18 protein-coding genes are annotated in these 22,183 nt (G+C 34.5%); 11 read left to right on the top strand and 7 right to left on the bottom strand.

The genetic code is table 11. The annotated features are described in order from the left end of the window. Positions 1–14: 14 nt before the first annotated feature. The gene (locus H4O20_RS14925; protein ID WP_139856126.1) at positions 15–281 is read left to right on the top strand and encodes a hypothetical protein; all 267 of its coding nucleotides are present in this window, start codon (positions 15–17) and stop codon (positions 279–281) included. Here the strand turns inward: H4O20_RS14925 and H4O20_RS14920 are convergent. The 3 genes from H4O20_RS14920 to H4O20_RS14910 form a co-directional block, all read right to left on the bottom strand. After that, positions 276–995: a DUF4369 domain-containing protein gene (locus H4O20_RS14920; protein WP_185099813.1), complete on the bottom strand. Its 720-nt coding sequence runs from the start codon at positions 993–995 to the stop codon at positions 276–278. The genes H4O20_RS14925 and H4O20_RS14920 overlap by 6 nt on opposite strands. Before the next feature lie 189 nt (positions 996–1,184). Then, on the bottom strand, positions 1,185–2,522 hold the full coding sequence (locus H4O20_RS14915) for a DUF819 domain-containing protein (RefSeq protein ID WP_185099812.1): 1,338 nt from the start codon (positions 2,520–2,522) through the stop codon (positions 1,185–1,187). 107 nt (positions 2,523–2,629) lie between these two features. Beyond that, positions 2,630–3,556 carry an alpha/beta hydrolase gene (locus H4O20_RS14910; RefSeq protein ID WP_185099811.1) on the bottom strand — a complete coding sequence of 309 codons (927 nt, stop codon included), beginning with the start codon at positions 3,554–3,556 and terminating at the stop codon, positions 2,630–2,632. Between the two features lie 187 nt (positions 3,557–3,743). Here H4O20_RS14910 and H4O20_RS14905 point away from each other — a divergent pair, with 187 nt between their 5' ends. Continuing rightward, positions 3,744–4,523, top strand: coding sequence for a S1/P1 nuclease (locus H4O20_RS14905; protein ID WP_185099810.1), 780 nt, complete (start codon positions 3,744–3,746; stop codon positions 4,521–4,523). Positions 4,524–4,648: 125 nt separating this feature from the next. On the opposite strand, the gene H4O20_RS14900 is transcribed toward H4O20_RS14905, so the two are convergent. Next, on the bottom strand, positions 4,649–4,999 hold the full coding sequence (locus tag H4O20_RS14900; protein ID WP_139856116.1) for a MauE/DoxX family redox-associated membrane protein: 351 nt from the start codon (positions 4,997–4,999) through the stop codon (positions 4,649–4,651). Between the two features lie 140 nt (positions 5,000–5,139). Further along, positions 5,140–7,032, bottom strand: a complete 1,893-nt coding sequence (htpG, locus tag H4O20_RS14895) for a molecular chaperone HtpG (protein WP_185099809.1) — start codon at positions 7,030–7,032, stop codon at positions 5,140–5,142. Between the two features lie 217 nt (positions 7,033–7,249). On the opposite strand from htpG, the gene H4O20_RS14890 reads away from it, so the two are divergent. Continuing rightward, the gene (locus tag H4O20_RS14890; RefSeq protein ID WP_185099808.1) at positions 7,250–7,939 is read left to right on the top strand and encodes a TetR family transcriptional regulator C-terminal domain-containing protein; all 690 of its coding nucleotides are present in this window, start codon (positions 7,250–7,252) and stop codon (positions 7,937–7,939) included. Next, entirely contained in the window at positions 7,939–9,246 is a 1,308-nt protein-coding gene (locus H4O20_RS14885; protein ID WP_185099807.1) for an AarF/ABC1/UbiB kinase family protein, read from the top strand. The genes H4O20_RS14890 and H4O20_RS14885 overlap by 1 nt, the downstream gene beginning before the upstream one ends. Positions 9,247–9,437: 191 nt before the next feature. On the opposite strand, the gene H4O20_RS14880 is transcribed toward H4O20_RS14885, so the two are convergent. Beyond that, a complete protein-coding gene (locus H4O20_RS14880; RefSeq protein ID WP_185099806.1) occupies positions 9,438–11,867 on the bottom strand; it encodes a S9 family peptidase in 2,430 nt (809 codons plus the stop codon). A gap of 204 nt (positions 11,868–12,071) precedes the next feature. On the opposite strand from H4O20_RS14880, the gene H4O20_RS14875 reads away from it, so the two are divergent. Both H4O20_RS14875 and H4O20_RS14870 read left to right on the top strand, forming a co-directional pair. After that, positions 12,072–13,079 carry a 3-oxoacyl-ACP synthase III family protein gene (locus H4O20_RS14875; RefSeq protein WP_139856106.1) on the top strand — a complete coding sequence of 336 codons (1,008 nt, stop codon included), beginning with the start codon at positions 12,072–12,074 and terminating at the stop codon, positions 13,077–13,079. Positions 13,080–13,547: 468 nt separating this feature from the next. Next, entirely contained in the window at positions 13,548–13,907 is a 360-nt protein-coding gene (locus tag H4O20_RS14870) for a CoA-binding protein (RefSeq protein ID WP_139856104.1), read from the top strand. Here the strand turns inward: H4O20_RS14870 and H4O20_RS14865 are convergent. Further along, on the bottom strand, positions 13,878–15,326 hold the full coding sequence (locus tag H4O20_RS14865) for a sodium:solute symporter (protein WP_185099805.1): 1,449 nt from the start codon (positions 15,324–15,326) through the stop codon (positions 13,878–13,880). The genes H4O20_RS14870 and H4O20_RS14865 overlap by 30 nt on opposite strands. Before the next feature lie 132 nt (positions 15,327–15,458). On the opposite strand from H4O20_RS14865, the gene H4O20_RS14860 reads away from it, so the two are divergent. From H4O20_RS14860 to H4O20_RS14840, 5 genes are all read left to right on the top strand, one after another. Then, on the top strand, positions 15,459–17,948 hold the full coding sequence (locus H4O20_RS14860) for a T9SS type A sorting domain-containing protein (protein ID WP_185099804.1): 2,490 nt from the start codon (positions 15,459–15,461) through the stop codon (positions 17,946–17,948). Positions 17,949–18,034: 86 nt separating this feature from the next. Then, positions 18,035–18,655, top strand: coding sequence for a recombination mediator RecR (recR, locus tag H4O20_RS14855; RefSeq protein ID WP_139856098.1), 621 nt, complete (start codon positions 18,035–18,037; stop codon positions 18,653–18,655). 68 nt (positions 18,656–18,723) lie between these two features. Continuing rightward, positions 18,724–19,845 carry a glycosyltransferase family 2 protein gene (locus tag H4O20_RS14850; protein ID WP_185099803.1) on the top strand — a complete coding sequence of 374 codons (1,122 nt, stop codon included), beginning with the start codon at positions 18,724–18,726 and terminating at the stop codon, positions 19,843–19,845. A gap of 95 nt (positions 19,846–19,940) precedes the next feature. Then, positions 19,941–21,275, top strand: a complete 1,335-nt coding sequence (locus tag H4O20_RS14845) for a dihydrolipoamide acetyltransferase family protein (RefSeq protein WP_185099802.1) — start codon at positions 19,941–19,943, stop codon at positions 21,273–21,275. Positions 21,276–21,389: 114 nt separating this feature from the next. Beyond that, complete coding sequence (locus tag H4O20_RS14840) at positions 21,390–22,163, top strand: 3'-5' exonuclease (protein ID WP_185099801.1); 774 nt, start codon at positions 21,390–21,392, stop codon at positions 22,161–22,163. Positions 22,164–22,183: the final 20 nt, after the last annotated feature.

The raw sequence follows: 22,183 nt of genomic DNA, 5'->3' as shown, positions 1-22,183 counted from the left end.
GTAAGAACAATTCAATGGCAAACGTTAGAGATTTAAAAAAAGACATAAACTACGTATTAGGTGATATTATTGGTGCAGTTAGCATTTGGGAATTAACCAATGCAGAGAAAGACAACAAAAAATCACAAGGTATTATAGACGAAGCTATCACAACTTTTGACGAGTTAATCGCGAAAGTAAATCAAAAAGATGTTGACAATAAAAAACAACATTTTACTGCTGTAAAAGCTGAGCTAGAAGAAAGAGGTAGAAAATTAATCGACCAAATTAACGCGCTATAATATAGTATCTGTTTTTTTACGATTTACAATAAATGACTCCAATTCTTTACCGTATTTGGAGTCTTTTACTTTTGGGGTAAGCGCATTGTAAACGGTGTCTAAATACTTGATGTTTGCATCGTAGACTTCACTTAATACAAGATAAGGAGCGAGTTCATATTCCTTATGGTTTAAAGCAAAATTTATAGTTGCGAAATATTTGCTAGAATGCAAAGCTCGCTGTTTATCTTCAATTTTTGCTAAAGACGCTTCACTTGCGTTGTTTTTCAACTTTAATCTTTCTTCGATTAAACTTAAGTTTTTAATTACGTATCTATTTTTCAGTTTTAGATAATCTCTATACGCCTTATCATTTTCTGAACCTGTAACAACTGCAGCACTTCCAAAGTTCTTTAAGTTAGTAGTGATATTAATATCGCTGTTTTCAGCAAAAAAAGTGATACGGTCATCTTTTAATGTTCCGTCTTTAAGTCTAACATATAAATAGTAAACCTCTGGACTCTCAACCTTATCTGAAAACTTAAAGTTAGAATTACCATCTACAATCACCGAATCTATTGTAATTAGAACTGTGTCTTCAAATTTCTGAAACAATATTGTTCCTTTTTTAAGACCTTTTACAGTACCAGTAATATTCATAACTTCTGTATCCTTGGTTTCATTACAGCTAACCAGTGATACAAGTACAATTACAATTAATAGAAAATAGCGCATTTTAATTATTTAAAGATGATATTATGTTAAAGTAGCTTTGTTTTACGAGCCTGCAAATATGACTATTTTTTTTCAAAAATAATCGTTGAAAATAATGGATTCGGTGTTTCTTTATTCACAATTTATTCTTCAATAGATATCCAAAGAATTGTTTACTTCAAAAGAAAAACACAACTTTATGAAATGTATTTAAACAGCTGAAGCTAATTGCATAAGTACAGTACATAAAATTGCGGCTACCGTTCCCACAGCGTATCCAAATACTGCTAATAGAACTCCAACAGTTGCCAGTGAAGGGTGAAAAGCCGAAGCAACAATAGGAGCAGATGCAGCACCTCCAACATTTGCCTGACTACCTACAGCCAGGAAGAAGTAAGGAGCGCGAATTAATTTTGCTGTCAGAATCATTAGTCCCGCGTGTACAGCCATCCAAACTAAGCCGATAACAATTAACCATAAATTATCGAAGATGAGGGTTAAGTCCATTTTCATACCAATACTGGCAACTAATATGTAGATAAATACACTTCCAAATTTACTAGCGCCTGCACCTTCATAAGTTCTGGCTTTTGTAAATGATAGCAGTACACCAATAATAGTAGTTATGGTTATCATCCAAAAGAAACTGGAATCTAAGAAAGTGAAAATGTTTCTTGTTATCCCTTTTGGCATTTCACTCACAACAGAAGTAAAAAATCCACTTAGGAAGTTAGCTCCAAAATGTGCCACACTAACAGTTCCAAATGCGATTGCTGCAAGAACCATTAAATCTGTAAGTGAAGGGTTGCGATCAACTTTTTTAGCGTAATCGGTAACCTTTTCTTTTAAACTTTCAATGGCTGAAGTATCTGCTTTTAACCATTTGTCAATTTTGGCAGATTTTCCAATTCCAAAGAGGATTATTGCCATCCAAATGTTAGCGACTACGATATCAACGAATACCATTCCGCCGTAAAGCTTTTGGTTGTAACCATAAATTTCTAGCATGGCAGTTTGGTTTGCACCACCCCCAATCCAGCTTCCTGCCAGTGTTGAAAGTCCACGCCATACTGCGTCTGCACCTTCGCCACCCACAGCTTCAGGATGAATAGACCCTACAATTAGCACGGCTAAAGGCCCACCAATAACAATTCCGATGGTTCCCGCAAAGAACATAATTAAAGCTTTTGGACCTAAATTAAGAACTCCTTTCAAGTCAATACTTAATGTCATTAATACTAAGGCTGCAGGTAATAAATACCTACTAGACATATAATATAAACTTGATTTTCCGGTAGTAGTTTCTCCGGTTTCAGAAATTGTTGTCCACTCTGGTGATATTACACCTGATGTTGTTAATAAAGCTGGAAGGAAATACGCCATAAAAAGCGCGGGAACTACACCATAGAATTTTTTCCAAAAACCATCTTCGCGTGAAGAAGTATAAAAAATGAAGCCTAGGGCTATCATCAAAATTCCAAAAACGATTGTATCGTTGGTAAAAAAGGGAGTAGTGTCCTTAATAATTTCGGTAGCTGTATCTTGCATTATGGGTAGTTTTGGCGCAAAATACATATTTAATTTAAATTTTTAGAACTCTAATTTCAGAATTATGAGGTGTATGAATCTTATAACAACTTAATTTTTTTAATATTCTACTTATTGATAAATCCACTTATCGTTTCCACCAATTCTGGCATAATAGGCAGGTTATGAATGTTATAGGTTTTGCTGTTTTCCAAATCATTACCTTCAACTTCTTTAAGGATATGATTCATTTTTTCAATAATCTTATATTCAGCGTCCGGTTTTGCTTCTTTGAGCAATTCTGCTTCCGAAACTAATACTTGAATATCTTTTGTTCCGTTAATGATTAATACTGGAATATCTAGTTTTGCAATTTCTTCTTTTGGATCGAAAGGCATCCAACTCCCAATAAATGGCTGAATTTCTTTTCTAAAAATTGAAGCTAATCCTGGGTTGTAATTGTTAGCAACACCATTTACGCGAAGATCATCGAAAGCATTACGAGCACTATCTGCCAATCCTGGAGCTTGTTTGGTTAGTTGAGAAACAATCACATCGTCTATAGGTTGTCCAGCTCCTGCAACAGAAATAAAGCCATCCGCACCATTTTGCGCTGTAACCATTCCCACTAAGGAACCTTGGCTATGGCCAATGATATAAATTTTTGAAAATTCATTTTTGTTTCTAAAATAATTCAGAATAGCATCAGCATCCTTTATAAAATCGCTGAACCGAATGTTTTTTTCATCGATATTGCGCATTTTCATTTGCTTTACAATTCGTTTATCGTATCGAAAAGTAGCAATATCTTGGTCGTAAAGCGCCTCAGCTAGGAATTTCAATGAATTGTTCACCATCATTTGCTGGTTTCCATTTCTATCTGTTGGACCACTTCCTGCAATTATAATTGCCAATGGAATTTTTTCTTCCGAAGCTGGAGTTAATAAAGTGCCATCTATAAGTGGAGTAATCCGTAAATCTTCAGCGTTAAATTTTTTAGTTTGGGCAGAAATCACACTACTAAAAAGCAGGAAAGCAATAAATATATTTTTCATTTTATCTAAAATTATAACGTTGAAATTTAACCTTGCTAAGATAACACAAATTGAATTCTCTTATTCTTTTAACAAGCCGTTTATTGAAATATTGTATAAGCACATTCGCGATTCTGAAACATTTAATAAGTTTTAAGATTATAATTATTTAAGATGCTATCTTTGCATTCCTAAATTTTAAAATATCATGAATAAGCTTATCTTAATTCTTACTTTCTTTTTGTTTTGTTTGTCAACAGTTTTTGCATCTGAAGACTTCGGAAAAACGGGTCATAGAGCAGTAGGTGAAATTGCTCAAAAACATTTGAGTGAAACAGCTAAAAAACAAATTTTTGAGTTGTTAAAAGGTCAATCCTTAGCTTTAGTTTCTAATCATGGTGATGATATTAAAAGCGATAGAGCTTATGATTCTTATGGTCCTTGGCATTATGTAAGCTTTCCATTTGGTGAAAAATATGATGAACACCCAAAAAGCGAAAGCGGGGATTTAATTCAGGCTATTGAAACATGTATCGCTGTATTGAAGAACGACGAAAGCACTAAAGAAGATAAAGTTTTTCATTTAAAATTACTGGTTCATTTTATAGGTGATTTACACCAACCGCTACATATAGGTTTAGCTGAGGATAAGGGAGGAAATGACTTCCAAGTACTTTGGTTTAAAAATGGAACTAACCTACATAAGGTATGGGATAGCAAAATGATAGATTCGTACAAGATGTCTTATACTGAGCTAGCTTCAAATATTGACGTTCTTAGTGAAGAAGAAATTGAAGCAATTAAAAGTGGTTCGGTAAGAGATTGGATGTACGAAAGCCGTGAGCTTTGTGAGGATATCTATGCCAATACTGAAGTTGGACAAAAGCTGAGCTATGGGTATATGTATAAATATATGGAAACTGTACGCTTCCAACTTCAAAAAGGAGGAGTCCGATTAGCTGGATTATTGAATGAGATTTTTGGCTAGTTGAAAGTGTTTTAGTGGTGAGAGGTGAATAGGGAAGGTCGTTGCTTCTCTGTATTTTGGCTTTCTAAAGCGAAACGGATTAGCTCTCTGTTCCCTAATGCATAATGATCTAAAGTTAGTATTAATTAAGTATATAAGTACGCCCAGTAAATCAAGCCTAATTGCAAGGGAATTCTAACAATTAGAGCCCATTTTGGTAGCTTCATAGAAGCTTTTTTATCCTGCAACATATAAATATGTACTGGTATAAATGCAATTAATAATGCTATTATACCCCAGGCCGCCATTTCTTGACTGTTTTTGTTCATTAGCATAAATCCTAAAACCATTTCGGCTACTCCGCTAAGCATAACCATAGTGCTATGTGCAGGAATATATGGTGGCATAATGCGCTCATACAACTTAGGTTTTCTAAAGTGGTTCATTCCAGCGAGTACAAGCAGTACTCCCATTAAATATTGATGCCAAGGTAACATAGTTGTTTTTTTTTAAGTTTTTAAATGTAGGTCTTTTTTAGATTTACAACAATAACGAATTGTTTAAAAAGACAAAAGCCTTTCTAATTTATGTTTAGAAAGGCTTTTAAAATATTTAATCTATTTGTATTGCTTAAATACTATTTAATCATTTCGTAGCTACGCTTTATAAAAGCAGTAAGCTCTTCACCTTTTAGTAAGTTTTTACTCAATCTCGCTAAGTCTAAAGCTTGATTAACTAAACGCTCCTTTTTCTTATCGGTTTTAGTATTTAGTATTTCACTTACCAATTCGTGGTTTGTGTTTACAATTAGATTGTACATTTCTGGGAATCCACCCATTCCAAACATACCACCGCCTCCGGTTTTCTGCATATCTTTCATTCTACGCATAAATTCTGGCTCGGTAATAATAAATGGATTTGCATTGCTATCCATTGCCTCTAATTGAACAGTGAATTTTTCTTTTGGTATAACCCCGTCTAAGAAAGTTTTTAGCGTTTCCTTTTCTTCATTAGAAAGTTTAGAAATCTGCTCGTCGTCTTTCTTAATAAGGTTTTCAACGTGATCACTATCTACTCGTACAAAAGAAACTTTTTCTTCGCTGCCTTCAATTTTTTGAAGTAGATGAGTAACAATAGGAGAATCTAATAGTAAAACTTCGTATCCTTTGTCTTTTGCAGCCTGAATATAACTGTGTTGTTCTTCTTTGTTTGAAGCATAAAGAATTACAAGCTTGTCATCCTTATCAGTCTGTGCGTCTTTTATTTTGTCTTTTAATTCAGAGAACGTATAGAAAGCGTTATCTACAGTTGGGTAAAGAGCAAAGTCTTTTGCTTTATCGAAGAATTTATCTTCAGTAAGCATACCGTATTCAATAACGATTTTAATATCGTTCCATTTCTTCTCAAAACCTTCACGGTCGTTGTTAAATAAGCTCTTAAGCTTGTCTGCAACTTTTCTTGTGATGTAGCTAGATATCTTTTTAACTGCTCCATCTGCTTGTAAGTAGCTTCTAGATACGTTAAGTGGAATATCTGGACTATCAATCACTCCGCGTAACATTGTTAGGAATTCAGGAACAATTCCCTCTACATTATCAGTCACGAAAACCTGATTTTGGTAAAGTTGAATTTTATCCTTCTGAATGCTCATATCATTCGTCATCTTAGGGAAGTAAAGAATTCCTGTAAGATTAAACGGATAGTCTACATTTAGGTGAATATGGAAAAGAGGTTCCTCGAATTGCATTGGGTACATTTCGCGATAGAACTCATTATAATCTTTATCCTCAAGTTCAGTAGGTGCTTTTGTCCAAGCTGGATTAGGATTGTTGATTATATTATCAACTTCCTGAGTTGGAGCTGGATCGTCTTCTTTTGCGTCTTCTGGCTTCGGAAGTGTTTCAGTACGAGTTCCAAATTTAATTGGAATAGGCATAAACTTGTTATACTTCACCAATAGTTCACTGATACGTGACTCCTCTAAAAACTCTGTAGAGTCTTCAGCAATATGAAGAATAATCTCTGTTCCTCTATCTTTTTTATCGGCTTTTTCTAAAGTGAATTCTGGCGAACCGTCGCAAGTCCAATGTACGGCAGGTTCATCTTTAAAACTTTTGGTAATAATCTCAACTTTTTCGGCAACCATAAAAGCTGAATAAAAACCAAGTCCGAAATGCCCGATAATTCCAGCATCCTTCCCATCTTTGTCTTTGTACTTCTCAATAAATTCCTCAGCTCCAGAAAATGCAATTTGGTTGATGTATTTTTCAACTTCTTCCGCAGTCATTCCAATACCTTGGTCTATAATGCGTAGTTGTTTTTTTTCTTTATCAAGCTTTACTTCAATTATTGGATTACCGTATTCAACTCCGTCAGCCTCTCCTATATTAGTAAGGTGTTTGAGTTTTAAAGTTGCATCTGTCGCGTTCGAAATTAATTCACGAAGAAATATCTCGTGGTCGCTGTATAAAAACTTCTTAATTAGCGGAAAAATATTATCCACTGATACATTAATAGTTCCTTTGCTCATTTTTTTATATTTTATATATTTTGTAATTGTATTCAGTATCATTTCATAGTCAAAAAAAATACCAAGGGTTACAATGCTGACACCTTGTCATTCTATTGAAGGAATAAACTTTAACACAATATTTTGTTTAACAGTTAGCTTAAAATGTTAAACAGTAGCTATCTTTGCTTACCTAGGTAGATTTACACCTTTTTCAATATTAAATACGAGACGTACTATGGCGACTGCAAAAACGAATTCCCCTGCTTCAAAAAAATCAAATTCGAATACTAAAATGAGTAAGGAGAAAATTATTTCCTTGTATATGGAATCAGTTCTTACAAATGAAAAAGTTCCGAAAAGCGTTTTTAAATTTTGTAAGGAAAACAATTTTGAAGAAACTCAATTTTACGAGCACTTTGGTTCTTTTGAAGGTTTACAAATGGAAATTTGGAGTTCATTTTATGAACAAACAATTTCATTAGCAAATAATGACGAAGCATTTCAAGGTTACTCAAATCAAGATAAAATGCTAACCTTCTTCTTTACCTTCTTTGAGTTACTTACACTCAATAGGAGTTACGTTCTTTTCTCGCTAAAGGAACATCAAAGTATGTTGAAAAATTTGAGTCAGTTAAAGGGACTTCGAAAAGATGTAAAACACTTTGCGGCCGAATTAATTCGAGATAATAATGAAGACAAAAAGCTAAAAGTTTTAAAACAATCTGTCACAATTTTTTCTGAAGGCGCTTGGTTACAAACCTTGTTTCTGTTGAAATATTGGATGGAGGACAATTCTGCTGGGTTTGAAAATACAGATGTTGCAATTGAAAAGTCGGTAAGAGCCATTTTTGATGTATTCGATACACAGCCGTTAGAAAGTGTTTTAGATTTTGGAAAATTTTTGTGGAAAGAAAAGATGGTATAATGAAGACAATAGATAAAATTCCAACAAACAAAATTCAACGTGCTTCCAAGTTAATGACTACTGGTGCAAAAGTCGGCGGAAATTATTTAAAATATTACAGTAAAAAACTCGTGAACCCACAACATTCAAAAGATGAGTTAAATGAAAGCAATGCTGAAGATATTTATGACAGCCTAAAAAACCTAAAAGGAAGTGCTTTAAAAGTCGCCCAAATGCTGAGTATGGAAAAAAACATTATGCCAAAGGCATATGTTGAAAAATTTTCATTGGCTCAGTTTCAAGTACCTCCAATTTCTGCACCTTTAGTGCGTAAGACTTTTAAAAAGTATTTTGGCGATACTCCAGAGAATATTTACGATTCATTTGATGCCGAATCTGTGGCGGCTGCGAGTATCGGACAAGTCCATAAAGCAACTAAAGATGGAAAAAATTTAGCTGTAAAGATTCAGTATCCTGGAATTGCCGAAAGCATAAGTAGCGATTTAGCAATGGTAAAGCCAGTTGCTATGAAGATGTTTAATATAAAAGGCAAGGACAGCGACAAATACTTTCAAGAAGTGGAAGGGAAGCTTTTGGAAGAAACCAATTATATTTTCGAAGTCGTTCAAAGTAAAGAAATTACACAGGCGTGTAGCAAAATTCCGAATCTGAGGTTTCCAAAATATTATGAAGAGCTTTCTAACGAGCGAATTATAACTATGGATTGGATGGAAGGGCAGCATTTGTCTGAGTTTGTAAAAACAAATTTAAACCCTGAATACTCCAACCAAGTGGGGCAGACGTTGTGGGATTTTTATATGTTCCAAATGCATCAATTAAAACGAGTTCACGCCGATCCCCACCCCGGGAATTTTATGGTAGATTCTGATGCAAATCTAATAGCAATAGATTTTGGTTGTGTCAAAACCGTGCCAGAGGAGTTTTATGCTCCTTACTTTGAGTTGGCTCAACCTGAGAATATCAACAATCCTAGAGTGTTTTCAGAAAAAATGTATGCTTTAGAAATTTTGAAAAAAGAAGATACCCCAGAAGAAACTCGATTCTTTTCAGAACTATTTCACGAGATGCTTAGTTTGTTTACAAAACCATTCCACAGTGAAACTTTCGACTTTTCAGATGAAGAGTTTTTTGGGAAAATCGCCGAGTTAAGTAATAAATACTCTAAAGATACCGAACTAAGAAAGATGAATGGAAATAGAGGTTCCAAACACTTCTTATATATAAACAGAACCTTTTTTGGACTTTATAATTTGATGAATGACTTAGGGGCAGAGGTTCAAATTAACAATTACAAGAAATACGTTTAAACTTTAACAAAACTTTGTTTAATCCTTTAACAATTTCACTAAACAAAGAATGGTATATTTACCATTAAATAATTGGATATAAAATTGCTATGAAAAAGTAAAATGTCAATTATTTAATTGGTTAGGTTGTTTAAAAAGGGCGCATTGTTAATGCGCCCTTTTTTGTTACAATAAATTGTTTTTTGAAGTGATTATTTACCGCTATTCTTTCTGTTTTTTACATATTTTTCAAGCCACTCGTGTTGTTCCCATAAAACGTGAAGAACACTTTCTTTTGCGCTGTAACCGTGGCTTTCCTTTGGAAGCATAACAAGTCGAGCAGTTGCACCTAAACCTTTTAACGCATTGAAGTATCGCTCACTTTGTAGGGGGTATGTTCCTGAGTTATTATCCGCCTCTCCATGGATTAATAACAACGGAGATTTCATTTTATCGGCATTCATAAAAGGAGACATAGTGTTATAGGTTTCAGGAGAATCCCAATAGCTTCTTTCTTCACTTTGAAATCCGAAAGGAGTAAGGGTTCTGTTATAGGCACCACTTCTAGCAATACCTGCAGCAAATAAATTTGAATGACTTAATAAATTTGCTGTCATAAATGCACCATAAGAGTGTCCTCCAACACCAACTCTGTTTCTGTCTATGTATCCCATTTCATCAACTGCATCTATTGCGGCTTTTGCATTTCCAACTAACTGAGCAACAAAAGAGTCGTTAGGCTCTTCATCACCTTCACCAACAATTGGGAATGCTGCATTATCTAAAACTACATACCCTTGAGTAACCCAGTAAATTGGTGATCCGTAATACGGATATATAAACTCGTTAGGGTTTGTTGTGCTTTGTGCAGCACTGCTTTTGTCTTTGTATTCACGCGGATAAGCCCAAAGAATCATCGGCATTTTTTCTTTGCTATTTACATCATATCCGATAGGTAAATACAAGGTGCCTTCAAGCTCTAAACCATCATCGCGTTTGTAACTGATAACTTCTTTATGAACATCTTGGATGCTTTTAAACGGATTTTCAAATGAAGTAACTGCAGTCAAATCATTCTTCTTTTTGATGTTTCTGAAGTAATAATTAGGGTATTCATTCTGTGATTCTATTCGCACTAAAATCTTCCCATTCTTCATATCAATAGCAGAGTTTAAATTTTCTAACTTATCGGTATAAGTAGATTCATAAACACGCTTAGTTTTTTGAGTTTTCAAATCGTATTCATCAATAAAAGGAAATTGTCCTTTTTCTGAAAAACCGTCACCCATTAGATAAGCTGTACCATTGTTGATTTCTAAAACTCTTTCGTCATAATTGTTTCTTGTAGTTACAAAATTTCCCGGATCGCTATATCTATCTTGATAACTTCTATCGAAAATCACTTTTGGTGCTTGTGAAGCATTTGAAGGATTGAAAATATAACTCTTTGTGTTACGGTCGTTCCACCAGTAATCACTTGCAATTGCTAGGTTATCATTCCCCCAAGTAATTCCAGAAAAGCGATTGATGGTTTTAAGAAGCAGTTTCTCTTTCCCATTAAAAGGAGCGGCTAATTCATAAACTGCATCTCTGTGATTTACTTTTACTTCTGGATCACCTTTGTCTTGCGCTTCAGCCCAATATAAGGTAGCTGGTTTGTCTGCGCGCCATCTCATGCTTCTTTTGCCTTCTCTAGTAGCCATAAATCCTTTTGGCTGTACTTCATTTAATGGTACATCGTTTACTTTTTGAATCAGTTTCCCGTTCTTGTCATAAATATTTGTTTCAAATGGAAATCTGTAATAAGGAACTATGTATGAAAATGGTTTTTTTATGATATTCACCATTACATAACTTCCGTCTGGAGAGAAATCGATGTCGTCATACATTGCAGTAGGTAGAAAATCTGAAACTTCTCCGTTAAGTGTAATCTTTTTTATCGTTGAAAGCGCCAATTGCTCAAAATTATATTCGTCATTAGGGCTACTTAATAAATCTTGATAGGTTCTGTTTTGAGCTTTTTCTCCGTCACTTACTGAAATTGTAGGCCCTTCAGGTACAGCTTCTGAAGTGTTTATTAATTCTTTTCTGTTGTTAGGAATAGCATTTACTAACAGTGCACTACTGTCTTTAAACCAATTGATGGGATTCCCCATATTTGCATTTAATTTAAGTGTACTTAGTTTCTTTGCACTACCTTTTTCAATATCTGCAATCCATAATTGAACTCCATCGTCTGAGGTATTTAAGAAAGCAACCATCTTTTCGTTTGGAGAGATAGAGAAATTAGAAATTCTTGCATTCTCAGGTAATCCAGTGATTTGCTTTGCATCCTTTGCTGTAGCTTCTTTTACTTTTATATTGTTGAAATACCTTGTTCTACTTCCGATATTAGTTTTAGGGTTTATACGTAAACCTCCCAAACGAAGTTCGGTTTCAGAAAGTTCGGCGATAGATTTATATGCATCGCGGTAAAATAGCAGAACGTTTTCCCCTTTACTGTCAATCCAAACTGAAGGAGCTAAAGGAGCATCAACAAGTTCTAAAATTTCTTTCGGTGGTTTTTGATACTTTAATTTTTCTTGTCCTAAAAAAGTTGTCGTTACAAATAAAAATGCAACAAATGCAATAATGTTTTTCATATTAAAATTTTTAAAAGCCTAAAGATATTCAAAATAATTATCCTAGGCGTTTTATAAAATAAGGAGTACAGAGAATGTTTTAAAATGTGAGAATTTATTAGTTTCGTCTTTATAATCTATTATGCATGCATACTTTATTACGTCTAAATTACTTCCATAAAAAAAGTATATGTGTATCTTTCACGATTATTTAAAACGCAAAAAATGTATACTTCAAAAATTACTGGTCTTGGATATTATGTTCCTGAAAATGTTGTGACCAATGACGATTTGTCGAAATTAATGGACACCAATGATGCTTGGATTCAGGAGCGCACAGGTATTAAAGAACGAAGACATATTAAAAAGGGCGATGGGAATTCTACTTCTGTTATGGGAGTTAAAGCCGCTACTATAGCGTTAGACCGCGCTAAACTGCTTCCTAACGATATAGATATGATTGTTTTTGCTACGCTTAGTCCAGATATGTATTTCCCTGGAGGTGGAGTAGAAGTACAAGAAATGATGGGTATGAGAACGATTCCAGCACTAGATGTACGAAACCAATGTAGTGGTTTTATCTATGGACTTTCTGTTGCCGATCAGTTTATTAAGACGGGTATGTATAAAAACGTTTTAGTAATCGGTAGTGAAAACCACAGTGGGGGATTAGATTTTACAACTCGTGGAAGAAACGTTTCAGTAATTTTTGGGGATGGTGCAGGAGCTGCTGTATTATCTAGAAATGAGGAGGGTTCCAATGGAATTTTATCTACGCATCTCCATAGTGAAGGGGCACACAAAAATGAACTTGCATTACAAGGGCCTAGCACAGCTCATTGGGTTCCCGAAATTATAGCTGAAAACCCTCAAGAAAATATTCCGTATTATCCTGTGATGAATGGACAATTTGTGTTTAAACACGCTATAGTTCGTTTTGCAGAGGTAATTCAGGAAGGTTTGGATGCAAATAATCTTGAGGTGAAAGATATTGATATGTTAATTCCTCACCAAGCTAATTTACGTATATCGCAATTTATTCAACACAAATTGAAACTAACAGACGATCAAGTTTTTAATAATATTCAGAAATATGGAAATACAACAGCTGCCTCAATTCCAATTGCGCTTACTGAAGCTTGGGAACAAGGTAAAATTAAAGAAGGAGATGTTGTAGTGTTAGCAGCTTTCGGAAGTGGATTTACTTGGGGAAGTGCAATTATAAGATGGTAAATTGATTTTTTAAAATAAAGATGTGATAGCGAAACAAACTATTTTAAAGTTTTGTTTACTCATAGAATAAAATAGCCTTTCAGTATTTCTGAAAGGCTATTTCAATTTCCTAAAATAAGGAATAATTCGTTGAAGGCTAATTCAAATAAATTATAAAAATGAAACTTAGGATTATATGTGTTAGACGAAAAACCATCTTAATTGTTTCATTGTAAAACCTTATTTAACAATACAATAACATTTGAGTTTTAAAACAAACAAACCCGAAGTTTTTGCTTCGGGTTTGAAATATTACTGCAATTATTAACACTAACCATCAACGTAAAACTATTGCAGTAAAATAATATCTTTCTTCTACTTTAATAAAGACGTTCAAAAAGTAATTATGTTTCATTGCTACCTTCTTTTTAACTAACATTTATGATATTTTAAAGCGTTGTATTGTATTTTTCCTAAAAACTAAATCAAATGAAAAAAACATTAGTGCTAGGCGCAAGTTTAAAACCGAACCGATATTCTAATTTGGCAATAAATAGATTAGTGAATCACAATCACATTGTTGAAGCCGTAGGTTTAAAAGAAGGTGAGGTTGCTGGCGTAAATATTGTTACAGAAAAGAAAGATTTTAAAGATATTGATACAGTAACTTTATATCTAAATCCAAAACGACAAGAAGAATACTACAACTATATTATTTCGCTAAAACCACAGCGAGTGATCTTCAATCCAGGTACTGAAAACCCTGAATTCTACACACTTCTTAAAGAAAATAATATTGAAGCTGAGGTTGCTTGTACCTTAGTTCTTTTGGGTACGAATCAGTATTAGACCTAAGAATGTAAGTACTCCATTTAAGATTAATATAAAAAATCCGAATTCAAAGTTTAGGTACAATGAGCTTAGATGGCTTATACCATACCCTATGAATGGAGTTGCAATTGCAACTAATGGAACAAGTTTGTCTTTTACATTCCATTTTGTAAAGAGACCGTAAGCATACAAGCCTAACAGAGGACCGTAGGTATAACCTGCAAAAACAAAGAGTTTGGATATTACAGAATCATCTGCAATAACATATTTAAAGATGATAATTACGAGTATTAATAATAGTGAAAATAAAATGTGAATGAGCTTTCGCATTTTAATTTGTTTCTTTTCATCATATCTCTTTTCAATATCCAGTATATCGATACTAAAGGAGGTGGTTAATGCCGTTAATGCGCTATCTGCACTACTATAAGCTGCAGCTATTAGGCCTAAGATAAACAGTACGGCTACACCCATACCAAATACGCTTTCTTGCGCAGCAAGGGTTGAGAAAAGTTGATCTTTGTGAGCATCTATTCCATTTTGTTCAGCGTAAACAGTAAGTAATAACCCTAAAGTTAAGAACACAAAATTTACAATTGTAAGTACAATAGTAAACCAAAACATATTTTTTTGAGCGTCTTCTAAGTTCCGACAAGTAAGGTTTTTTTGCATCATATCCTGGTCTAGGCCTGTCATTACAATTGCAATAAAAGCACCACTTATAAACTGCTTTACAAAATGATCTCCTGATCTCCAATCGTCAAAAAAGAATATCTGGCTCATTTCACTTTCAGCTACAAATGTAAAAAGACTGCTTCCAGAAAGTCCTAAATCTGTGGCTACATAATAGACAGCAACTCCCACTGCAATTAACATAAATAAGGTTTGAAGAGTATCTGTCCAAACAATGGTTTTTATTCCACTTTTAAAAGTATAGAGCCAAATCAATAAAATTGTAATAGTTACTGTTACCCAAAAAGGAATATTCAAATCGTCAAAGATTAAACTTTGCAACACTACAGCTACTAAATAGAGGCGGAAACTAGCCCCAACAACCCTTGATAATAGAAAAAATGAAGCCCCCGTTTTATAAGAAGCGTTTCCAAACCTTCCTTCTAAGTATGTATAAATTGAAGTGAGGTTTAAACGATAGTAGAGTGGAAGTAAAACGGTTCCAATTACTGCATAACCTACTATATAACCTAAAACAACCTGAAAATAGCTGAATTTCGAAGCTTCAACCCAACCGGGAACTGATATAAAAGTTACTCCGCTTAACGAAGCGCCAATCATACCAAACGCAACCAAGTACCAAGGCGATTGTTTTCCGGCCTTAAAAAAATCAGCATTACTTCCCCCCTTATTAGTTAAGTAGGAAATAAAAATTAAAGCTAAAAAATATCCAATGATTAATAAAAGTATGTGTAAGGGTTGCATATTATATTAGACTATAATAATTAGGAATTCGTCTGCGTAAAAATACAAAGTTTGGTTTCCCTACCCATTTTATTTTTAATACATTTGATGGCTTTACTCAAATTAACTTATAACTACCTAAAAACTAAAAAGATGCGTTTTAAATTACTACTGCTTTTTACCCTTTTATTTAGTTCTTTAGCCATTCAGGCTCAAGAATATTTACGAATGATTGATGCTGGCACCTATAAAGTGCAAGATATTATAGATAGTGCCGAAGCCCATTTCGAAGGAAAGGATAAAGGCCGTGGCACCGGATATAAACAATATAAGAGATGGGAGTATAACGCTCTTAGAATGGTTCAAGACGACGGGTATTTGGCTTCTAATGCTGATCGTTTAAGAGAACTAGAAAATTGGAACGCATATGTAAACAGTACTGCTGAAAATAGAATGGTTCTTCCAGATAGCTGGCAAGAAATGGGACCAGATAATTGGAACGCAACTTCAGGATGGAATCCCGGGGTAGGTAGAATTACTTCGGTAGCGATAGAAGAAGGGAACGAAAACCATATTATTGTTGGTGCTAACACCGGAGGTGTTTGGAAAACTACTGATGGAGCTCAAACTTGGACTCCTTTAAATGACTACTTTTCAAACATGAAGGTTTATGCTGTTGCTATGGATCCAACCGATGCTAACACTTACTTCTTTGGAGCAACTAACGGAGATATTTTTAAATCAACAGATGCTGGAGCAACTTGGAGTTTATTAGCTACAATAGGAAATAGTGTTGTAAATAGAATCTTAATCCACCCAACCAATAGCGATATAATGTTTGCAACTGCCGAAAATGTCGGAATTTATGCTACTATAGATGGGGGAACAACCTGGACAACTGCAGTTTCAGACTCAAGAGGGTACGACTTAGAATTTAAACCAGGAGACCCTTCAGTAGTTTATGCTTCAGGAACTGGATTTCATAAATCAACAGATGGAGGAGCAACCTTTACAACCATCGGCGGATTTAATACGGGCCCAAAAATGATAGGTGTTTCGGCAGCAAATCCAGAGGCAGTTTATGTGGTAGAAGCGTTTCAAAATAGATTTGGTGGATTTTATTCATCTGTAGATGGAGGTAATACATTTACAAAGCTTAATCACGGTAACAAAAACTATTTTGGTTATAGTACAACTGGAAATGACAATAACGGACAAGCTCCTAGAGATATGGCGATTGCTGTAAATCCATCAAATGCTAATGAAGTGCATATTGCAGGTATTCTTTCTTGGAGATCTATGGATGCAGGAGTGACTTTTGAAATTACTTCAGATTGGATTCCTGCAAATGCTGCTACACAAAACATCGGCTACTGTCACGCCGATATTGATGATATGCTATTCCACGGAACTACACTTTATGCGGTTACTGATGGAGGAATTTTTAAAGCTGAAAACACGGCTACAATAAACGCTTCATATTTTGAAGATCTTACAGAAGGGCTAGGGATTCGTCAATTTTATAAAATTGGTATTTCACAAACAGAAGATGTAGTTGTATCTGGTGGGTCGCAGGATAATGGTACTTCTTTCTACACTTCTTCAACTGGATGGAGGGATTGGATTGGTGCTGACGGAATGGAAACTTTTATAGACAAGGACAATACAAACTTTATGTATGGTACTAGTCAATTTGGTCAATTATACCGAACTCAGAATGGAGGAAATAGTCTTATTCAAATTAATGAGCCAGGAACGGGTTCAGGGAATTGGGTAACACCTTTTGAGCAAGATCCAATAGTTCAAAATTCTATATATGTTGGGTACAATCGAGTTTATAAATCAGCTAACTTAGGTGCTTCGTGGACTCCAGTTTCTCAAAATTTTGGAGGTAACTTAAACAATTTAAAAATTTACGAAAGGAACAATCAAATCATGTATGCATCAAGAGGTGCATTAATGTACAGAACTACCGATGGTGGTGCTACAGATTGGGAGCAAGTTGGAATTCCAGGAGGACTAATTAATTCAATTGCAATTCACCCTGTAGATCCTAATAAAATTGCAGTAGCTACCACAAGTGCAAATAAAGTGATGGTATCTGAAGATGGAGGGGATACGTGGAGTAGTTACAATTTAAATCTTCCAAACTTTTCCGCTTTAGCAGTTGTTTGGCAAAACAACAGTAAGGATGGTCTTTATTTAGGTATGGATTATGGTATTTATTATATAGATAACACTTTTACCGAATGGCAACCTTTTAGTAATCTACTACCAAATGTTCAAATTAATGAGCTGGAGATTAACTATGAAAACGGAATGATTTACGCAGGTTCGTATGGTAGAGGTCTTTGGGTTTCTCCAGTAGTTGAAGGTACAATGGGAGTTAATAAAAACACTTTTGAATCTACTGTAAGTGTGTACCCAAACCCAGCGGATTCTCAAATTACTATTGGATTACAAAATCCAATAAATGCAGAAATTAGAATTTTTGATATTTCAGGAAAACTATTAATGTATCAAGCTGATGCATTTATCGCAAACAAATACACTATGGATGTTTCATCATTGAATTCAGGTGTTTACTTTGTGCGTTTAAATACAACTGCAGGTACAGCAATTAAAAAGCTTGTAATTAATTAATACAAATTTAATCCAAGTTAGGAATGCTTCAGGAAAATCATTTTTTTCTGAAGCATTTTTTTTAACTTGTCGGCAGGATTTTAGCTATGGAATTTTCTTCAAAATTACTTGAGAACGCGGTAAACGAAATGTCCCAACTCCCTGGGATTGGAAAACGTACAGCCTTGCGTTTAGTACTTCATTTATTAAAACAACCAAAAGAGCAAACCCAGAAATTAGCTGCTAGTTTGGTAAAAATGCGGGAAGAGATAAACTTTTGCTCAAATTGTCACAATATTAGTGATTCAAAACTATGTGAGATTTGTGCCAACCCTAACCGAAACGAAAAAATTGTTTGTGTGGTAGAAGACATTCGCGATGTAATGGCAATTGAAAATACAAGTCAGTATCGCGGACATTACCACGTTTTAGGAGGTAAAATATCACCTATGGATGGAATTGGTCCTGGTGATCTAACGGTTCCATCACTTGTTGAAAAAGTGAAATCTGGAAATATTACCGAGCTTATTTTTGCTTTAAGTTCTACTATGGAAGGGGATACTACTAACTTTTATATCTTTAAACAAATTGAACCTTATAACATTATTACAACTACTATCGCTCGTGGTATTTCTGTAGGTGATGAGTTGGAATATGCAGATGAGGTAACTTTAGGGCGAAGTATACTTCATCGTATCCCATTTGAATCGTCCTTAAAAAACAATTAGATTTGAATCAATTCCTTCAAAATAATAAAACCATCTTAGCCTTTAATTTTTCAAAATAATCTGTACTGATGAAATTATCTGTAGTTATACTTAATTATAATGTGCGGTACTTTTTAGAGCAGTGCATACTGTCTGTTGAAAAAGCTATTGAGAATATTGAAGCTGAAATTATCGTGATAGATAATGATTCTAAGGACGATAGTTGTGAGATGGTAAAAACTCAGTTTCCAAACGTAATTCTTATTCAAAATAAGGAAAATGTAGGATTCAGTAAAGCAAATAATCAAGCAGTATCCGTAGCAAAAGGGGAGTATGTGTGTATATTAAATCCAGATACTGTTGTAGCTGAAGACGCACTTGTAAATGCAATTAAATATTCTGAAAATGTAAAAAATATTGGCGCTTTAGGTGTTTATTTAATGGACGGTACAGGTAATTTTTTGCCTGAAAGTAAACGAAATTTACCAACACCAAAAGTATCTATGCTTAAGTTGTTAGGTTTTACAAAAAAGTATTATACCTCTCATTTGACAGAAAACTCTAGTGGTGAAGTTGAAATATTGGTTGGTGCATTTATGCTTGTAAAACGAAGTATTTACAATGAAGTTGGTGGATTTGATGAAGATTACTTTATGTATGGTGAGGATATAGACTTGTCTTATAAATTTACTAAAGCAGGATATAAAAACCATTATTTAGGGAAAAGTACTGTTCTTCACTATAAGGGAGAAAGCACTAAAAAGGACAAAGCGTATTTTGAGCGTTTTTATGGTGCAATGCAGATTTTTTACGAAAAACATTTTAATAATAATGCATTGCTTAAAAACTCGGTTTCTCTTGGGGTTGCCCTTGCAAAAAATGCATATAGATTCACCTCAAGTAATAAAAACAAAGAAAATTTACAGCTAGAAAAACATTATATTTTTACTGAAAATGTTGATTTAATTGAAAAGCTTTCAGATAAAATGAAGCTGCATTTTCAAATGGCATCAAAAAATGTTCATGAGCAGGTTGTTTTAAAAAATAGCTTGTTAGTTTTTGATAATGACTATGTTACAAATGGTGAAATCTTTCGGTTGATGAAACAATTGAAAGGAAAAGGCAACCATTTTAGGATAAAACCGCGAGGTTGTAACTTTATAATTGGGAGCGACCAAAGTGATGAAAAAGGTGGTGTAGTAGTTTTTTAAGAAATTTGAAACAGAAGACGAGCAAATTTTGACTAATTTTGCAACGTTTTTAAAATAAGGCTTGCGCCTTCCAAATTCGATATTGAAATTATATTATGGCAAAATTTGAATTGAAACTACCCAAAATGGGCGAAAGTGTTGCAGAAGCAACCTTAACAAACTGGCTAAAAGAAGTAGGTGATACTATTGAAGCTGATGAGGCAGTGCTAGAAATCGCTACCGATAAAGTGGATAGCGAAGTTCCCAGTGAGGTAGATGGTGTGTTAGTTGAAAAACTATTTGATGTAGATGATGTTGTGCAAGTGGGACAAACCATTGCTATTATTGAAACCGAAGGAGGGGCTGATGAAACTCCAAAAACTGAAAATATTTCAAAAGCTACTGCCGATTCAACACCTGAACAAGCTGTAAAAGAAGTTGAAAAGCAATTTGAAGCTGCAAAACAAGAAACTCATACTCCTATTGAAAATACTGGCGATCGTTTTTATTCTCCTTTAGTGAAGAATATTGCTGCTGCTGAAGGTATTTCACAAGCAGAGTTAGATGGTATATCTGGAACTGGTAAAGACGGCCGAGTTACTAAAAATGACATTCTTGCCTACGTAGAAAACCGTTCTTCTGCTAAAACTGTTGCTCCAACACAAGCTGCTGCAACTACAGCTCCTGCAGCTCCTGCGGCAAAAGAAGCTCCAAAAGCTAAAACTCCGATATCGGTAAATGGTGGTGATGAGATAATTGAAATGTCTAGAATGGGTAAATTAATTGCCCATCATATGGTTGAAAGTGTTCAAACATCTGCACACGTACAGTCATTTGTAGAATGTGATGTTACTAATGTTTGGAATTGGAGAAATAAAGTAAAAGCATCATTTGCTAAGCGCGAAGGTGAAAACTTAACTTTTACTCCAATATTTATGGAGGCTGTAGCGAAAGCGCTAAAAGACTTTCCAATGATGAATATTGCCGTAGATGGTGATAAGATTATCAAAAGAAAAAATATAAACTTAGGTATGGCTGCTGCCTTACCTGATGGAAATTTAATTGTTCCTGTAATTAAAAATGCAGATCAGTTAAACTTGCTTGGAATGAGTAAGGCTGTAAACGACCTTGCAGTACGTGCTCGTGAAAACAAGCTTAAACCAGACGACATCCAAGGTGGTACTTATACAGTTACTAACGTTGGAACATTTGGTAGCATTATGGGAACACCAATCCTTAATCAACCACAAGTAGGTATTTTAGCTCTTGGAGCAATTAGAAAAGTACCTGCTGTAATAGAAACTCCAGAAGGTGACTTTATTGGAATACGTTACAAGATGTTCTTGTCGCATAGTTACGACCACAGAGTTGTAAACGGTGCATTAGGAGGGCAATTTGTAAAGCGTGTTGCAGATTACCTAGAAGATTGGGATGTAAATCGTGAGATTTAATTGAGATAAACAATACGGTAAAGGGGGATTTTGTATTCAAAATCCCCCTTTTCTTTTTTATAAATTCTTTCAAAACTTCAATAAGAAGTATCTTTACTTTTTTAAAATAAAAAAATGGAACTGAACCTAAAAAAACCAATCTGTTTTTTCGATCTTGAAACCACAGGTGTAAATGTAGCTAAAGACAGAATTGTTGAAATTGCAATCCTAAAAGTATTTCCAAATGGGAATAAAGAAAGTCATACTTGGCGTGTAAACCCAGGAATGCCTATTCCGCCAGAATCTACCGCTATACACGGAATTGGCGATGAAATGGTTGCTAACGAACCTACATTTAAAGATCTTGCACCAAAAGTTTATGGATTGATAAAAGATAGTGACCTTGGTGGATTTAACTCAAATAGATTCGATATTCCACTGCTTGCTGAAGAGTTGCTTCGTGCAGAAATAGACTTTGATTTGAAAAAAGCCCTTGCAGTTGACGTTCAGACCATCTTCCATAAAATGGAAAAGAGAACATTAGAAGCAGCATATAGATTTTACTGTAACAAAGACCTTCTAGATGCTCATAGTGCCGCTGCCGATACAAATGCCACCTACGAGGTTTTAAAGGCGCAACTAGAGCGTTATCCAGACTTGGAGAATGATATAGCTTCCTTAGCAGATTTTAGTTCTCATAAGGACCATGCAGATTTTGCGGGATATATAAGTTATGATGAGAATGGAGAAGAGGTTTTTTCATTCGGAAAGTATAAAGGTAAGTTAGTAACTGAAATATTAGATAAAGATTCTGGTTATTTCGGTTGGTTGCTTAATGCCGATTTTCCATTGTACACCAAAAAAGTGCTTACACGTATTAGACTTCAGAAATTGAATACAAAACTTTAAGAAAACCATCTCTTTTGATA

It is taken from the genome of Aequorivita sp. 609, from assembly GCF_014212065.1.
In the GTDB taxonomy this organism is placed as follows: Bacteria; Bacteroidota; Bacteroidia; order Flavobacteriales; family Flavobacteriaceae; genus Aequorivita; species Aequorivita sinensis.
This window is presented reverse-complemented; position numbering and strand designations above follow the sequence as displayed.

Excerpts from the sequence above, each read along its gene's own strand:
- H4O20_RS14925 (WP_139856126.1), top strand. The coding sequence starts at position 15 with ATGGCAAACGTTAGAGATTTAAAAAAAGACATAAACTACGTATTAGGT.
- H4O20_RS14920 (WP_185099813.1), bottom strand. The coding sequence starts at position 995 with ATGCGCTATTTTCTATTAATTGTAATTGTACTTGTATCACTGGTTAGC.
- H4O20_RS14915 (WP_185099812.1), bottom strand. The coding sequence starts at position 2,522 with ATGCAAGATACAGCTACCGAAATTATTAAGGACACTACTCCCTTTTTT.
- H4O20_RS14910 (WP_185099811.1), bottom strand. The coding sequence starts at position 3,556 with ATGAAAAATATATTTATTGCTTTCCTGCTTTTTAGTAGTGTGATTTCT.
- H4O20_RS14905 (WP_185099810.1), top strand. The coding sequence starts at position 3,744 with ATGAATAAGCTTATCTTAATTCTTACTTTCTTTTTGTTTTGTTTGTCA.
- H4O20_RS14900 (WP_139856116.1), bottom strand. The coding sequence starts at position 4,999 with ATGTTACCTTGGCATCAATATTTAATGGGAGTACTGCTTGTACTCGCT.
- htpG (WP_185099809.1), bottom strand. The coding sequence starts at position 7,032 with ATGAGCAAAGGAACTATTAATGTATCAGTGGATAATATTTTTCCGCTA.
- H4O20_RS14890 (WP_185099808.1), top strand. The coding sequence starts at position 7,250 with ATGGCGACTGCAAAAACGAATTCCCCTGCTTCAAAAAAATCAAATTCG.
- H4O20_RS14885 (WP_185099807.1), top strand. The coding sequence starts at position 7,939 with ATGAAGACAATAGATAAAATTCCAACAAACAAAATTCAACGTGCTTCC.
- H4O20_RS14880 (WP_185099806.1), bottom strand. The coding sequence starts at position 11,867 with ATGAAAAACATTATTGCATTTGTTGCATTTTTATTTGTAACGACAACT.
- H4O20_RS14875 (WP_139856106.1), top strand. The coding sequence starts at position 12,072 with ATGTATACTTCAAAAATTACTGGTCTTGGATATTATGTTCCTGAAAAT.
- H4O20_RS14870 (WP_139856104.1), top strand. The coding sequence starts at position 13,548 with ATGAAAAAAACATTAGTGCTAGGCGCAAGTTTAAAACCGAACCGATAT.
- H4O20_RS14865 (WP_185099805.1), bottom strand. The coding sequence starts at position 15,326 with ATGCAACCCTTACACATACTTTTATTAATCATTGGATATTTTTTAGCT.
- H4O20_RS14860 (WP_185099804.1), top strand. The coding sequence starts at position 15,459 with ATGCGTTTTAAATTACTACTGCTTTTTACCCTTTTATTTAGTTCTTTA.
- recR (WP_139856098.1), top strand. The coding sequence starts at position 18,035 with ATGGAATTTTCTTCAAAATTACTTGAGAACGCGGTAAACGAAATGTCC.
- H4O20_RS14850 (WP_185099803.1), top strand. The coding sequence starts at position 18,724 with ATGAAATTATCTGTAGTTATACTTAATTATAATGTGCGGTACTTTTTA.
- H4O20_RS14845 (WP_185099802.1), top strand. The coding sequence starts at position 19,941 with ATGGCAAAATTTGAATTGAAACTACCCAAAATGGGCGAAAGTGTTGCA.
- H4O20_RS14840 (WP_185099801.1), top strand. The coding sequence starts at position 21,390 with ATGGAACTGAACCTAAAAAAACCAATCTGTTTTTTCGATCTTGAAACC.